At 62.4% G+C, this 12,325-nt stretch carries 12 protein-coding genes and 1 pseudogene; 6 read left to right on the top strand and 7 right to left on the bottom strand.

What is annotated here, in order from left to right; all coding sequences use genetic code 11:
- Window positions 1-65: 65 nt before the first annotated feature.
- Window positions 66-1,004: pseudogene (locus AC1RQF_RS32485) on the top strand (sigma-54-dependent Fis family transcriptional regulator); the annotation flags it as partial.
- 64 nt (window positions 1,005-1,068) lie between these two features.
- On the top strand, window positions 1,069-1,368 hold the full coding sequence (locus AC1RQF_RS32480) for a 2Fe-2S iron-sulfur cluster-binding protein (RefSeq protein ID WP_273997880.1): 300 nt from the start codon (window positions 1,069-1,071) through the stop codon (window positions 1,366-1,368).
- 101 nt (window positions 1,369-1,469) lie between these two features.
- Here AC1RQF_RS32480 and AC1RQF_RS32475 read toward each other — a convergent pair whose 3' ends face one another.
- A complete protein-coding gene (locus AC1RQF_RS32475) occupies window positions 1,470-2,651 on the bottom strand; it encodes an FAD-dependent monooxygenase (protein WP_273997878.1) in 1,182 nt (393 codons plus the stop codon).
- A gap of 151 nt (window positions 2,652-2,802) precedes the next feature.
- Between AC1RQF_RS32475 and AC1RQF_RS32470 the strand changes: the two genes are divergently transcribed.
- Window positions 2,803-3,726, top strand: coding sequence for a LysR family transcriptional regulator (locus tag AC1RQF_RS32470; RefSeq protein ID WP_492874192.1), 924 nt, complete (start codon window positions 2,803-2,805; stop codon window positions 3,724-3,726).
- Window positions 3,727-3,746: 20 nt separating this feature from the next.
- Here AC1RQF_RS32470 and AC1RQF_RS32465 read toward each other — a convergent pair whose 3' ends face one another.
- Both AC1RQF_RS32465 and AC1RQF_RS32460 read right to left on the bottom strand, forming a co-directional pair.
- Window positions 3,747-4,529: a YkgJ family cysteine cluster protein gene (locus tag AC1RQF_RS32465; protein WP_492874190.1), complete on the bottom strand. Its 783-nt coding sequence runs from the start codon at window positions 4,527-4,529 to the stop codon at window positions 3,747-3,749.
- A 15-nt stretch (window positions 4,530-4,544) separates the two neighbouring features.
- Entirely contained in the window at window positions 4,545-4,736 is a 192-nt protein-coding gene (locus tag AC1RQF_RS32460; protein ID WP_492874188.1) for a hypothetical protein, read from the bottom strand.
- Window positions 4,737-5,051: 315 nt separating this feature from the next.
- On the opposite strand from AC1RQF_RS32460, the gene AC1RQF_RS32455 reads away from it, so the two are divergent.
- From AC1RQF_RS32455 to thcA, 3 genes are all read left to right on the top strand, one after another.
- Complete coding sequence (locus tag AC1RQF_RS32455) at window positions 5,052-6,497, top strand: DEAD/DEAH box helicase (RefSeq protein WP_492874186.1); 1,446 nt, start codon at window positions 5,052-5,054, stop codon at window positions 6,495-6,497.
- 624 nt (window positions 6,498-7,121) lie between these two features.
- The gene (gene thcB4 / locus AC1RQF_RS32450) at window positions 7,122-8,264 is read left to right on the top strand and encodes a Thoeris type III anti-phage system protein ThcB4 (RefSeq protein WP_492874184.1); all 1,143 of its coding nucleotides are present in this window, start codon (window positions 7,122-7,124) and stop codon (window positions 8,262-8,264) included.
- A gap of 3 nt (window positions 8,265-8,267) precedes the next feature.
- Window positions 8,268-8,840, top strand: a complete 573-nt coding sequence (thcA, locus tag AC1RQF_RS32445) for a Thoeris type III anti-phage system protein ThcA (RefSeq protein ID WP_492874182.1) — start codon at window positions 8,268-8,270, stop codon at window positions 8,838-8,840.
- 140 nt (window positions 8,841-8,980) lie between these two features.
- On the opposite strand, the gene AC1RQF_RS32440 is transcribed toward thcA, so the two are convergent.
- The 4 genes from AC1RQF_RS32440 to AC1RQF_RS32425 are packed head-to-tail and all read right to left on the bottom strand — an operon-like array spanning window position 8,981 to window position 11,876.
- Window positions 8,981-9,643: a uracil-DNA glycosylase gene (locus tag AC1RQF_RS32440; protein WP_492874180.1), complete on the bottom strand. Its 663-nt coding sequence runs from the start codon at window positions 9,641-9,643 to the stop codon at window positions 8,981-8,983.
- Complete coding sequence (locus AC1RQF_RS32435; RefSeq protein WP_492874178.1) at window positions 9,640-10,779, bottom strand: nucleoside triphosphate pyrophosphohydrolase family protein; 1,140 nt, start codon at window positions 10,777-10,779, stop codon at window positions 9,640-9,642. Before AC1RQF_RS32435 ends, AC1RQF_RS32440 begins: the two co-directional genes overlap by 4 nt.
- A gap of 3 nt (window positions 10,780-10,782) precedes the next feature.
- Window positions 10,783-11,409 (bottom strand): Nmad2 family putative nucleotide modification protein, encoded by a 627-nt coding sequence (locus AC1RQF_RS32430; protein ID WP_492874176.1) that lies wholly within the window; start codon window positions 11,407-11,409, stop codon window positions 10,783-10,785.
- Complete coding sequence (locus AC1RQF_RS32425) at window positions 11,409-11,876, bottom strand: TIR domain-containing protein (protein ID WP_492874175.1); 468 nt, start codon at window positions 11,874-11,876, stop codon at window positions 11,409-11,411. Before AC1RQF_RS32425 ends, AC1RQF_RS32430 begins: the two co-directional genes overlap by 1 nt.
- Window positions 11,877-12,325 lie beyond the last annotated feature (449 nt).

Genomic DNA, 12,325 nt, shown 5'->3' with positions numbered 1-12,325 from the left:
GGAGAAAAAAGAGAGAGAAAAGAAAAGAAGAGAGGAGGAAGAGGAAGAGGGGGAGAAGAGACAGCGACACCGGCGATGCGCGCGTGGCCGCCGTGCTGCAGCGCGTCGGCAAGATCCGCGGACGCGACCTGCCGCTGCTCGTGCTCGGCCAGACCGGCACCGGCAAGGAGTGGCTCGCGCGCGCGCTGCACGATGCGTCGCCGCGTCGCGACGGCCCGTTCGTCGCGGTGAACTGCGCGGCGCTGCCCGATTCGCTGATCGAGGCCGAGCTGTTCGGCTATGAGGACGGCGCGTTCACCGGCGCGCGCAAGCGCGGCAGCCCGGGACGGATCGTGCAGGCGGACGGCGGCACGCTGTTTCTCGACGAGATCGGCGACATGCCGCTCGCGCAGCAGGTGCGCCTGATGCGCGTGCTGCAGGAACGCGCGGTGGTGCCGCTCGGCGGCGCGCGCGCGCTGCCGGTCGACGTGCGAATCGTCTGCGCGACGCATCGCGACCTGCGCGCGATGATTGCCGCCGGCGACTTCCGCGAGGATCTGTTCTACCGGATCAACGGGCTCGCCGTGACCTTGCCGCCGCTCGCCTCGCGCACCGACCTCGACGTGCTCGTGCAGCGCGTACTGGCGCGGCTCGCGCGCAGCGAGCCGCTGCCGCAGCGGATCTCGGGCGCGGTGCGCGCGGCGTTCGCGCGCTGCCGCTGGCCCGGCAACCTGCGTCAACTGACCAACGTGTTGCGCACCGCCGGCATGCTCGCCGAAGGCGAGGCCGAGATCGGTCTCGAACACCTGCCCGATGATTTCTGGCTCGATTGCCCGGCCGACATGCGCGCGGCGGACGGCACGGTGCCGCAGGTCGACGCGCGCGCGCCCGCCACGCTGCACGACCACCAGACGGCGCTGCTCGAACGCGCGCTCGCACGCCACGACGGCAATGTGTCGGCAGTCGCGCGCGAACTCGGGCTCGCGCGCAACACGGTCTACCGGCATCTGCGGCGGCGGCACTGAACGCGGCGGCCGCGCCGCTTCGGGTATCCTTGCGGCTCGTTCCGCCGTCGTCCCATCCGAGCGCATGTCCGAGTCAAATCCCTCCTTCCAGGTGCGCGTCGAGCCGCTCGGCGCGTGCTTCGACGCGCCCGCGTCGCTGTCGCTGCTCGACGCCGCGGGCTTCGCCGGCGTCCGGCTGCCGCGCTCGTGCCGCAACGGCACCTGCCGCACCTGCCTGTGCCGCCTGCGCGCCGGATCGATTCGCTATCGGATCGAATGGCCCGGCGTCAGCGCCGAGGAAAAGGCGGAAGGATGGATCCTGCCCTGCGTCGCGCAGGCAGAATCGGATCTCGTGATCGAAGTCGAGGGCGCGTCGCGGGTCTGAGCAGGCGTGTGCGGCTGTTCGCGCCGCCTCGAAACTCTCTCTGCCGTCACGCGAACGCCGCTCATGTGTCGGCGTGATCCCGGATTCGCCTGGCCCCCACCTCACGCAGCCGCGTGCAGCGGCAAGCCCGCGGCCCACGCCGCCGCGACACGCGCGGCTTCCGCGACCGGATCGAGCGCGCGCACCTGCGCGTCGCGCCGCGCGCACGCCTCCGGATCGAGCGTAAACAACGCCTGGGCCGCCTGCCGCGCGCTGGATGCCAGCGCCGAGGTCTTCTCCGCACGGCTGGCCGCGAACGCCGCCAGCGCGGCATGCAGATCGGCCGGCGCACCATCGAGGCAGCGCGCCAGATGCCATGCATCCTCCAGCGCCTGACACGCGCCCTGACCCGACGTGGGCAACGGCGCGTGCGCGGCGTCGCCGATCAGGACCACGTTGTCCCGATGCCGGATCGCGACCGGATCGAGATCATGGACGGCGATCTTGCGCAGCGAGCCCGGCGGCGTGGCGCGCATCACCGCGCCGATCGGGCCGGGCCAATCCCGGAACAGCCCGGCGACGATCTCGTCCTGCGGCGCGTGCAGCGGGGCCGTCGCATGCGCTTCCGCCTCGGCGCGCGCGCCCGCCCAGTAAACGGTATGGCGATCCACCGCGACGAGCCCGAAGCGCTCGCCGCATCCCCAGTAATCGAGGATCTCGACCTCGTCCACCAGCGGCGCGGTGCTGTGGGCAATGCCGATCCAGTTCACGAAGCCCTGATAGACCGGCGCGTTGTCGCCCACGACATAGCACCGCGCGACCGAACGCATCCGGCCGTCCGCGCCGATGATCAGGTCGGCGCGCACGATCGAACCGTCTTCGAAACGGACCTGCGCACCACGGTCCGGATCCGTATCGATCGCCACCGCGCAAGCGCCGTACACAGTCTCGATTTCCTCTGCGGCGAGTTGAGCCGCCAGCACGGCCTGCAGATCGCGCCGCAGGATCGAGCGGCTCGGGAAACCCATCGACCGGTCGAGCCGTTCGATGTCGAGGTACCCGAGCGCGCGTCCGTCCCGGTCGAACCGGCGCATCGCGCGAGGCCGCCCGGCATGCGCATCGAACGCCGCGTCGATGCCGAGTTCGGCCAGCACGAAGCCGGCATTCGGCCACAGCACGACGCCCGCGCCGAGTGTCGAGGCGACCGCGCGCCGTTCATAAAGCCGCACCCGATGCCCCTGCCGCCGCAGCATCAGCGCCGCACTCATGCCGGCTACGCCGGCGCCCAGAATCGCAATCTCCATCCGCGCTCCCTCTCCTTCATCGCTCGGTCGCCCACGCGCGCCGGCCGGGCCGACCGGGCCGCGCGCTGACCCTCGAGTTATCTTAAATTGCGACCGGAAATGGAATTAGATGGCATTATCGGCAAGCTTTCCTATCTCAAATGGAACAATGATGCGCAGCAGGCTGGATCTCAACACGGTGCGGGTCTTCGTCGCGGTGGTGGACGCGGGCAGCTTCGCGGGCGCGGCGCGCGCGCTGGCGCTGCCGGGCTCGAACGTGAGCCGTCATGTGTCGCAGCTGGAGACCCGGCTCGGCGTGCGGCTGCTCGAACGCAGCACGCGCCACCTGCGCCTGACGGAGCCCGGCCGGCTGCTCTACGACCGCGCGAAGCCGATGCTCGACGCGCTGGAGCTGACCGAAAGCGAACTCACCTCGCAACACAACGAACTGCGCGGGCCGCTGAGGCTGTGCCTGCCGGCCGAGATCGGGCCGCGCGTGTTCGGCGCCGCGCTCGCCGCGTTCGCGCATCGGCATCCGGGCATCGAGATCGATTGCGACACGCGCTTCGCGGGCCTCGACGCGCTGCGCGACGACCTCGACCTCGCGATCATCGTCAATCGCGGGCCGCTCGACGACAGCGCGCTGGTCGTGCGCCCGCTCGCGAGCCTGCCGAGCCTCGTGGTGGCCGCCCCCGCGCTGCTCGAACGCACCGGCATGCCGACCCATGCGCGGCAACTGCGGCAGTTGCCGTGCATCACCACGCTCAGTACGCTGAAAGGGCTACCTTGGCAGTTCGTCGACGCGCACGGCGCCATTCATCGGATCCCCGTGCAGAGCCGCTACCGGGTCAACAGCGGCGAACTCGCAGGCGCGGCTGCGCTGCAGGGGATCGGCTTCGCGATCCTGGCCGAGGCCGGCTGCCGCGACGCGCTCGCGGACGGCCGGCTGCAGGCGGTGCCGCTCGACATGCGCACCGCGCCGCTGGAGTTGCTCGCGGTGTATGGGCATCGACATTTCGTCACCGCGCGCGTGCGCGGCCTGCTCGATCATCTGCATGCGTATCTCCACGACAAGCGGGCGAGCGCGCTGCCCTAGCCCGCGCCGCGTGTTCGGGTTCAGTCGGCGTCCGCCGCGTGGAACCCGAGATAGTGCAGCCGCGCATCCGTCAGCGCACCCGCCGACTGCTGCAACGCGTCGATCGAGCACAGCGTGTCGAGCGTGTTCCTGCGATTCGAGACGAAGGTCCAGGACGACGCCTGCGCAGCCAGCGCCGCGACGTCTGCGTGCGTGAGCGCATCGAGCGCGGCGCTCAATGCCTCGCTGCCCGGAACGAAGATCGCATAGCCCTCGTTCGCGAGCGCGGCCGACTCGAATCCCAGCAAGGCGCACAGCGCGCCTCTCGCCTCGGCCTCGTGCGCGTCCGTCGCGCGAAAAGCCGCGATGGTCTCGACCAGTTCCGGGTCGAGATAGCCGCGCGAGTCGGCCAGCACCGGATGCACCGGGCTCCACGCCTCGGGCGGGCAGCCCTTGCCCGATGGTTCCAGCGCGACGAACGGATTGATCTCGGCCGGGTAGATGCGGCATACCCGCGGCCGCTGCGCGTAGTTCCCGCAGCGCAGGTCGTCGAGCAGATGCGGACAAGGGCCATCGAACGCGGCGACGAGCGACACGACCACGCGCACCGGCAACGCGCCGCTCGCGGCCGCGAACGAGCGGCGCTTCTTGTGCGCAGCCGGCAGGTCGTCGTCAGGCGGCTCGACCGGCCACGGGATCGCTTCGCTGAACAACTGGACCTCGCCGCCGCCGCGCAGCCAGGCGGCGGCTTCGTCGAGGCTCAGAGGCAGGCGCAGATCGCGGCAGCAACGGCCGCACTGCGTGCAGGAAAAGTGGGTAGACACGTTTGCAATAATCCATCAGGAATACCGATCGTTCCTTGCTTCGACGGCGCAAAGCGCATCGGCGTGCGCAACGCGGGCCATTCGGCTGCGCGAGCAGCCCACGCATTCTGAAACCGTGCGCCGGCACCGCCCTGACAGGCTGTCGAGGAACGACTGCGCGACGCCGGCCCACGGCCCGTTGCCGTGGGTGCCCGCATCGTATTCCATGGCGGGATTCTGCCCGTACCAGATTACGAATCCATTCGCGCTCGTGGCGCGCTGATCGTTCGGCAGGTATTGCCGCTTCGCCGGTGGGACAAGCTGTGCATTCTGATCGGGGTCTTGTCTCCACCGATACGGGAATACGTATGCGCGCCCACGCCGCGGGCGTGAGGTTCGGGTTTATCTGCGTCGTCCGGTTTGCGCGGGGAGATGGCGTGACTATCTCGCGGTGACGAGCGCGGGGTGAGTGCAACGGTCATCTTCCGGGAAGCGCCCGGCGCGGTAACCGCTAGAATTGCGGTTTTAGTCCGGAATACGTCCATGTCTTTTGCCTCGCTCGGCCTGATCGACCCCTTGCTGCGTAATGTGCAGGACCTCAATTACCAGACACCTACGCCGGTGCAGGTCAAGGCGATTCCCGCTGTGCTCAGCGGCAAGGACGTCATGGCCGCGGCGCAGACCGGCACGGGCAAGACGGCAGGTTTCGCGCTTCCGCTGCTGCAGCGGCTGGTGCAACACGGCCCGGCGGTGTCCAGCAACCGCGCGCGTATCCTGGTGCTGGTGCCCACGCGTGAGCTGGCTGAACAGGTGCTGCAAAGCTTTGTCGATTACGGTAAAGGCCTCGATCTGCGATTTCTGGCCGCGTACGGCGGTGTGAGCATCAATCCGCAAATGATGAAGCTGCGCAAAGGCGTGGATGTGCTCGTCGCCACACCGGGCCGTTTGCTCGATCTCCATCGCCAGAACGCCGTGCAGTTCGATCAAGTGAAAACGCTGGTGCTGGATGAAGCCGACCGCATGCTGGATCTGGGCTTCGCGCGCGAACTCAACGCCGTCTTTGCCGCGTTGCCCGCTCAGCGTCAGACGCTGTTGTTCTCTGCCACGTTTACCGACGATATCCGCGCGATGGCGGCGGGCATTCTGCGCGGCCCGGTCAATATCAGCGTCAGCCCGCCCAATGTCACGGCCAGCAAGATCAAGCAGTGGGTGATACCGGTCGATAAAAGGAACAAGCCCGATCTCTTCATGCACCTCGTGGCCGAGAACAACTGGGAACACGCGCTGGTGTTCGTCAAAACCCGTAAAGGCGTGGAATATCTGGCGGCCATGCTGGATGAAGTGGGCTATGCGGTCGACACCATCCACGGCGATAAACCGCAGCCCGCGCGCCTGCGTGCGCTGGAGCGCTTCAAGACGGGCGAAGTCAATATGCTGGTCGCCACCGATGTGGCTGCGCGCGGGCTGGATATCGACGACCTGCCGCTGGTGATCAACGTGGATCTGCCGATCGTGGCGCAAGACTATGTGCATCGTATTGGTCGCACCGGGCGCGCGGGCGCCAGTGGTGTGGCGGTGTCTCTTGTGTGTGCGGATGAAGCGCCGCAACTGGCTGCGATCGAAGCGCTGATCCGGCAAACGCTGCCTCGTGAAGAAGAGCCGGGGTTTGAAGCCGAACATCGTGTGCCGGAGACCAGCGCGACGGGGGAGATTATCAAGAAGCCGAAGAAGCCTAAGAAGTCGAAGGTGCTGCAGGCTGTGCCGGGGGCTGGGCAGGTGATCGGGAAAAAACCGCATAAGCAAGGTGGCGAAAGCAAGCGCAAGGCTGGGGCGCTGGGCGCTGGGGCTGCGGGGAAAGGCGCGGGTTTTTCCAGCGGAAGCCCATTCAGCTCGCAAAAGCCGCGTAGCAAACCTGCTGGCAAGGCGGCTGCGGGTTCACGTAAACCGGTGGGCAAACCCGCTGGTGGGCGTGGCAAACGTCAACCCTGATCCGGCGGGACGAGTCACGCCACGCCAGCGCAGGAATAGCGCTGGTGGTTTTACGGCCCGCTGGTAGGCTAACGAGCGTCCGATCGAAGCCGCTTTCGGTGAATGGGGATGCTTCTCACATGAAAGTCGTCATTTGATCGGCTCATTGCGGACCACCGCTTTGAGTTAGAAGTCGCCGCCTACATATGACGGCAACCGGCCACTAAGAGTCGTTCGAAACATCACAGCGAACGTCCGCTGCTGCATTGTCAACGGGACGTTCGCACGAACGAAACGTATCCGCGCGATGGGTCGATGGGTGTTGTTCGCTAACCAAACTTCGTGCGTATACGAGACGGCAACCGCCTGATGATGGCAAGTCGTCCGCCCGGAGGCTACTTGAGGCACCTGCCAGTTGCTGTTCTCCCAACAGCGAACATAGACTATGAAAAGTCGACACGAAGCAAAGGCATTCTTAACAAAGTTCGCACAGGCCTCGTTGGCTGCATGTCCGGTCGCAATTTCAGAATCCGTACATGCTGACCGTCGTCAGTACGTTACGATGATTGATGCAATGGCCCTGTTCTTGATAAGTAGGTTCGCTTGGTAACCCGGACATGTATTGATCCATTGAGAAAGAAGCGCATGCCCGCACTCTATCAACTCGCTCTGCTCGGCTCACCTACCATTGCCCAGGTTACCGAGCTCGAAACAATCCTTAGACAAGCCGTCGGTATGTTCAACCTACGTTTAGGCAACGAGGTCGATTGGCAGGTTCGTCCGGAGGCATTTAACCCGGACCAGCAGCGCTCGTCTGCGGCGGTATTTTTCGGCGGCGAGAATCCACCGCTTGCCAACGTGGGCAGCCTGCTGGAGCGCGGCATTCCCTTACTGCCGGTAGCGTCCGAGATTAACCGGGTCAGCGCGGAGATCCCTGAACCGCTGCGACAGCTGAACTGCTTGGCTTACGTCGCTGGTGGTGCACAACGTGTCGCAACGGCGTTACTCGAATGCGCCGGACTACTTCCCCGGCAACGACGGGTGTTTGTCAGCTATCGTCGCGGCGAAGCTCGAGAAGCGGCGCTACAGTTATTTGATGCACTGTCAGCCCGGCTCTTCGATGTGTTCCTCGATACCCATGGGATTCCCCCTGCGGAAGACTTCCAGACGATGTTGTGGCATCGTCTTTGCGATTCAGATGTACTTCTGATGCTCGATACGCCGGGGTATTTCGAAAGCCGCTGGACAAGTGCTGAGTTCGGCCGCGCCCTTGCTAAAGGCATTAGCGTACTGAGGGTAGGCTGGCCCGATGCGACGCCGTCAGCCCGCACGGAGACGGCCAGCCGAGCCGAACTGCTGCCCGAAGAAGTGGATCCCGCAACAGGGCGCCTAGCGGAGGCCGCAGTGGAGCGCATCTGCCTGCAACTGGAAGAGGTTCGCAGCCAAAGTCATGCCGTCCGCTCGGTCAATCTTGTGAGCAATCTGCGCAATGCAATCCAGACTATCGGCGGCCGGGTCATCGGCGTGGGCCCTAGCAAAGCGATACATATCGAACTGGCCGACGGCCGACATGTCATCGTCTATCCAACCGTCGGGGTGCCAACGTCGACGACGCTACACGATGCAGCGATCAATTCACCCGACCAATCGGTCGCTGTTGTCTACGATCACGTCGGCCTGCATCCTCGTTGGCTGGGACACCTGGACTGGCTAGGCCAGCACATCCGTGCGGCGAAATGGGTAAAGGCTAGCGAGGCGGGCTGGCAGTTCGCAGACTGGGAGGCCTGAAACATGAGCGAGATTTTCCTTTCGGCCAGCGTGCCACTCATCGGTCGGGGCATCTATCACGAGACGGCAAATCCGTTCCTGATCCAGTGCGCAGTACGGGAACTGGTTATTGCAGTCATTCGCGAGCACCGGATCGTGTGGGGTGGTCATCCTGCGATCACCCCCATGATATGGAGTATCTGCGACGATCTCGGCATGGATTACGCCCAGTCCGTGACTCTGTATCAGAGCCGCTTTTTCGAGGATCGTTACCCGGAGGAAAACCAGCGTTTCCAGAACGTAGTGTTCACTGACGCAATTGCGAATGACAAGGAAGCAAGTCTGCTGCGGATGCGCGAAACTATGTTGTCCCGCCAAGATCTTGTCGCCGCCGTATTCATCGGCGGCATGGAAGGGGTGGAAGTGGAGTACGAGATTTTCAAGCGCCTTCACCCGACCGCGCGAATACTGCCTGTCCCCGCGCCGGGAGGAGCCGCCTTGAACCTCGCCAAAGACCATGGTTACTTCGCTGGGGAGAATCTTACCGACATAGACTTCGCAAGACTTTTCCATACGCATCTTGCGACTGATCATTGATCGCTGGGCGTTTCGATACGACTGGCTGGCGTCACTCTGTCGCAAGAACATCGCCTTCACGATTGATCGCACAGACACAACGCAAAGCCCCCTTATGCGCTTCGAGCAACCGTTTTGGCTCAAAAACTGTATTGCTACAGTCAGAACAGCGATGCTGTGCGTGTTGGTCGGCCATATAGCTCAGCGATCTGCTCCTGGAACTGGGTCTGACCGCCATAACTCGGATGCCTCACGCTGACAACGGGCACTGAGTCGGTAATCCGCTGTGCGGCCATGGCAGCATCGTTACCAATCGCGACGATACGAGCTGGCCGTAACAGGACAATTAGCCGCTGTAGCAGTTCTTCGCCAGCAAGGCGTTCACGGGCGTTATGCTGGCGATTCGTAAAGGGATCGCCCGCCTCGTGAGGATGAAGCGGAAAAACGTTCCAGAGAAAGATGCGTGCGTCAATGTGCTCCAACATGTTCCATATGACTGCAGCCGTGCGTTCCGCCACTGCGTTTCCGACAGTTGGCCGTTCGGCGCCCAGATCAATGTTCCAACGCCTAGCGTGTTGGAGCATGTGCACATCGTCCGTCAGCGCTAGGCCGGTGCGGCGCCCCCCTCGGTAGCCCAGATCTCGTCCGATCCAGATCGCGTCGATGGGTTCCTCGGCTGCGCGACGCAGCATCGCCGAAAGTGCCACTGCACGACGGCGTGGAGCGTCACGTCGGTCATGCACCTTGCAACGATCCGTGTACGGGTTGAAACAGTCTTCGAACTGCAGCGAGGCAACGGCCTCGACGAATGGGTGAATTTTCATTGCTCTGACTCAAGCGGCAGGTATGTGATGGTACGCTGTTCCCGATCTCCAACGATCCAACCACCCTCATTTGCCTTCAACTCACGAAAGACGGTATACCCTTGCAGAATTGCCTTTTCCCATAGCTTCAACGGGCATTGATCGACTTCGTAACCGCTCACGAACTCACTGATGGTTTTCAGTATTCTGAGCGAAACCCTTTCTTGGTTTTCAAAATAATTAAGTTCCTTGGCTCTAGAAAAGATCCAAGCCGTGAGCCCTTCCTCAACAACGATTGCTCGCCCACTATCCTGCTCTTCGTCATATTTAGGGGCGCTTTTGCGCTTGTGCTTGATGAGCGCGCGGAACACGGGCGACCAGTGCAGGATGGCCGCATAGGATAGATGAAACACGTCATGGAACCGGTAACCATCGCGGTCAGCAATATTGTCAGTCAGAGGATCACCGATGAACACGTCCCGCCACTGAAGGTAACTCCTGCCACTGCCTCGCTGGTTGACTCTGACCTTGAATTGTCTCGGTAGCTGTTCCTCGATTCCGAACTTCCTGTCGAAATCAAGACCGTCCAGATCGACCGCCTCGGGCTCGAGAAACACTCCCCGAGCCTTCTTGAGATTGCCACGCGCCACATCCGCAAATGGCAACTTGGCGGCATGAACGGCGCCCAGGTAAGCACGCGCGAACGCTACTACATCGTCCCGCGCCGGAGCTGTAACGCCCAGCAAGGCAGCTGCCGCTCGCCCTAGGCACACCAAAGTTGCATCCAGCGAATCAGGCACCGCCACTGGCATGGCGATGTAGGCCACCGCGCCACCGGCAATGTCGCTCGCGGCGCCCACATTCCGGAAGTTGTCGTGATCAGCCGCTTGTGCGAAGACATCTTCAAGGGGAATCCGTAGACGTCGGCATATAGCGGCCAAATACCATAGGGTGTCGCCGAACTCGTCTTCAGCAGCTTTCCTATACCTAGGAAATGCCGATTTCTCCCGGACATGCTTCTTAACTGTCGACATGATTCCGCCGACCTCGCCATAGAGTCCCTGAAGAATCGGATTGAAATCATCCGGGTTGAGTACGTCCGTATCAGCGATCTGTTCAGCGTACTCCGAAAACAGGAGAGAACCTTCTCTTTTCATCGTTCAACCCCGAAGCGTAAGCCATTCGAACGGCGCCCCCCGATAGCCACCTGCGCCAAAACTGCGTATCCACTGTTCCAGTCTGGAGACCAACTGTGGATCTTCGAAGGCCGATATGCCTCGCCCGGCTTTACACAACCGGCGCCCCTGTTGATCCTTCAGTTCGGCGGGAAACTCAGGCCCCTCCCCGCCGAAGTAGGCGAAGTCGTTACTGACCAATACCCTGTCGACGCCCGTATCGCGGCGCACATGATCGGGGTTAAGCGATCCATCGGAACGCGAATGAAACGAATCCCGCTGTTGCCAAGGCGCGTCAGGGTGCACCCTGAAGTAGATATTGTCGCCACAGCTTTGCTTCCGGCTTCCGTTACGAAAGGGCTTTTTCGTCTCGAACCGGGGATCGGTCCCGTATTCATCAAAGGTGATAGCGTCCGTAACGCGCATCGCGTACACAAGATGCCCACCGCGACGGACACTGCGGTTATTACTTCCGCTGCCCACAACCCAGTCGCCGATCTTAGCCCCTCGACGGATGTCGGGTTTACAGGTCGCGAGCGTGCAGTTGCCGTAAAAGGGATTGGGGGCGAAACCGCTGTCGTAGCGCACCACGTAGGAGTAGATGCGGGCCATCAGCACGGATGTCGCTTAAGAGGCACCGGATCGCAGGGACCGCCATCCGGCTTTTCCCACGTATCTTCGCCGTTTATGGCATCAATGATGGCATCACTACTCCAGCCCACCATGGCGTCAGCGTACTGCTCTAACGCCGCGGGAAGATCACATTCTTTCTCGCCATGTTCCCAGACGCCAACGATACGCTTGCCCTGTTTGGCGGCGTATTCAATCTCCCAGTTTACCCATTCGCTATTCTTGGTCTGGGGAGAGACATAGCAGATAAAGACGCCTGCCCAGTTGATGGCCGGCGCGAGGATTTTCGTCTTGATGTAATGCTCGTCTTTGGCATTGTTGAACTTCCCCGTATGAATAGAGGAATCCCTGACGTCAATTCCCTTTGGAGCCAGCAGGTCTTTGAGTTTTTGGAGCCCGTGATCGTCCTCGTGGACGTGGCTAATGAATATGTTCCTTTGCTCTGTCATCTGTCACTCCCGTACACATATGACAAACCCTTATAGATCGGTGCGATATTTATGCAAGGCGATTACGTCACATCCCCGATCTGCCATTTGATCCAGAGAATAAATCAACTTGTCATCCACGCATAGAGTCTCAACTCCCTAGCTTTCCTTGGCTTGACGATTTTTTGTCGCTGCACGTACGCAGGAAATTGCGTTTTGTCCTATGTACCTTCGTAACTTTTAGACTTGTCCGAAACGATCGAAGCGAGAAGCGAAGGTGTATTTATTTTAGGGTCCGATCATCTGAACTTCGATGACTTCTCCGCGCTCGGCTGAAGGTTCGCTCACGGGCAGAAGGCGGTCATCTCGTGTACGAGATCGGAAGTCTGCTAGGGGTCGAGGCTGTGTGGAAACACGTAACTCAGCGTCGGCGGGAGCAGATCCCGTGCCGCATTTTCGCAGCCTTCAGG

The organism is Burkholderia sp. GW821-FHT14F03 (assembly GCF_058803765.1).
The sequence above is the reverse complement of the archived record's forward strand: the minus strand, read 5'-3'. Positions and strand labels throughout refer to the sequence as shown.

Coding starts and splice junctions, on each gene's coding strand:
- AC1RQF_RS32425 (WP_492874175.1), bottom strand. CDS start 11,876: ATGACAGAGCAAAGGAACATATTCATTAGCCACGTCCACGAGGACGAT.
- AC1RQF_RS32435 (WP_492874178.1), bottom strand. CDS start 10,779: ATGAAAAGAGAAGGTTCTCTCCTGTTTTCGGAGTACGCTGAACAGATC.
- AC1RQF_RS32430 (WP_492874176.1), bottom strand. CDS start 11,409: ATGGCCCGCATCTACTCCTACGTGGTGCGCTACGACAGCGGTTTCGCC.
- AC1RQF_RS32460 (WP_492874188.1), bottom strand. CDS start 4,736: ATGGAATACGATGCGGGCACCCACGGCAACGGGCCGTGGGCCGGCGTC.
- AC1RQF_RS32440 (WP_492874180.1), bottom strand. CDS start 9,643: ATGAAAATTCACCCATTCGTCGAGGCCGTTGCCTCGCTGCAGTTCGAA.
- AC1RQF_RS32475 (WP_273997878.1), bottom strand. CDS start 2,651: ATGGAGATTGCGATTCTGGGCGCCGGCGTAGCCGGCATGAGTGCGGCG.
- thcA (WP_492874182.1), top strand. CDS start 8,268: ATGAGCGAGATTTTCCTTTCGGCCAGCGTGCCACTCATCGGTCGGGGC.
- AC1RQF_RS32470 (WP_492874192.1), top strand. CDS start 2,803: ATGCGCAGCAGGCTGGATCTCAACACGGTGCGGGTCTTCGTCGCGGTG.
- AC1RQF_RS32455 (WP_492874186.1), top strand. CDS start 5,052: ATGTCTTTTGCCTCGCTCGGCCTGATCGACCCCTTGCTGCGTAATGTG.
- AC1RQF_RS32480 (WP_273997880.1), top strand. CDS start 1,069: ATGTCCGAGTCAAATCCCTCCTTCCAGGTGCGCGTCGAGCCGCTCGGC.
- thcB4 (WP_492874184.1), top strand. CDS start 7,122: ATGCCCGCACTCTATCAACTCGCTCTGCTCGGCTCACCTACCATTGCC.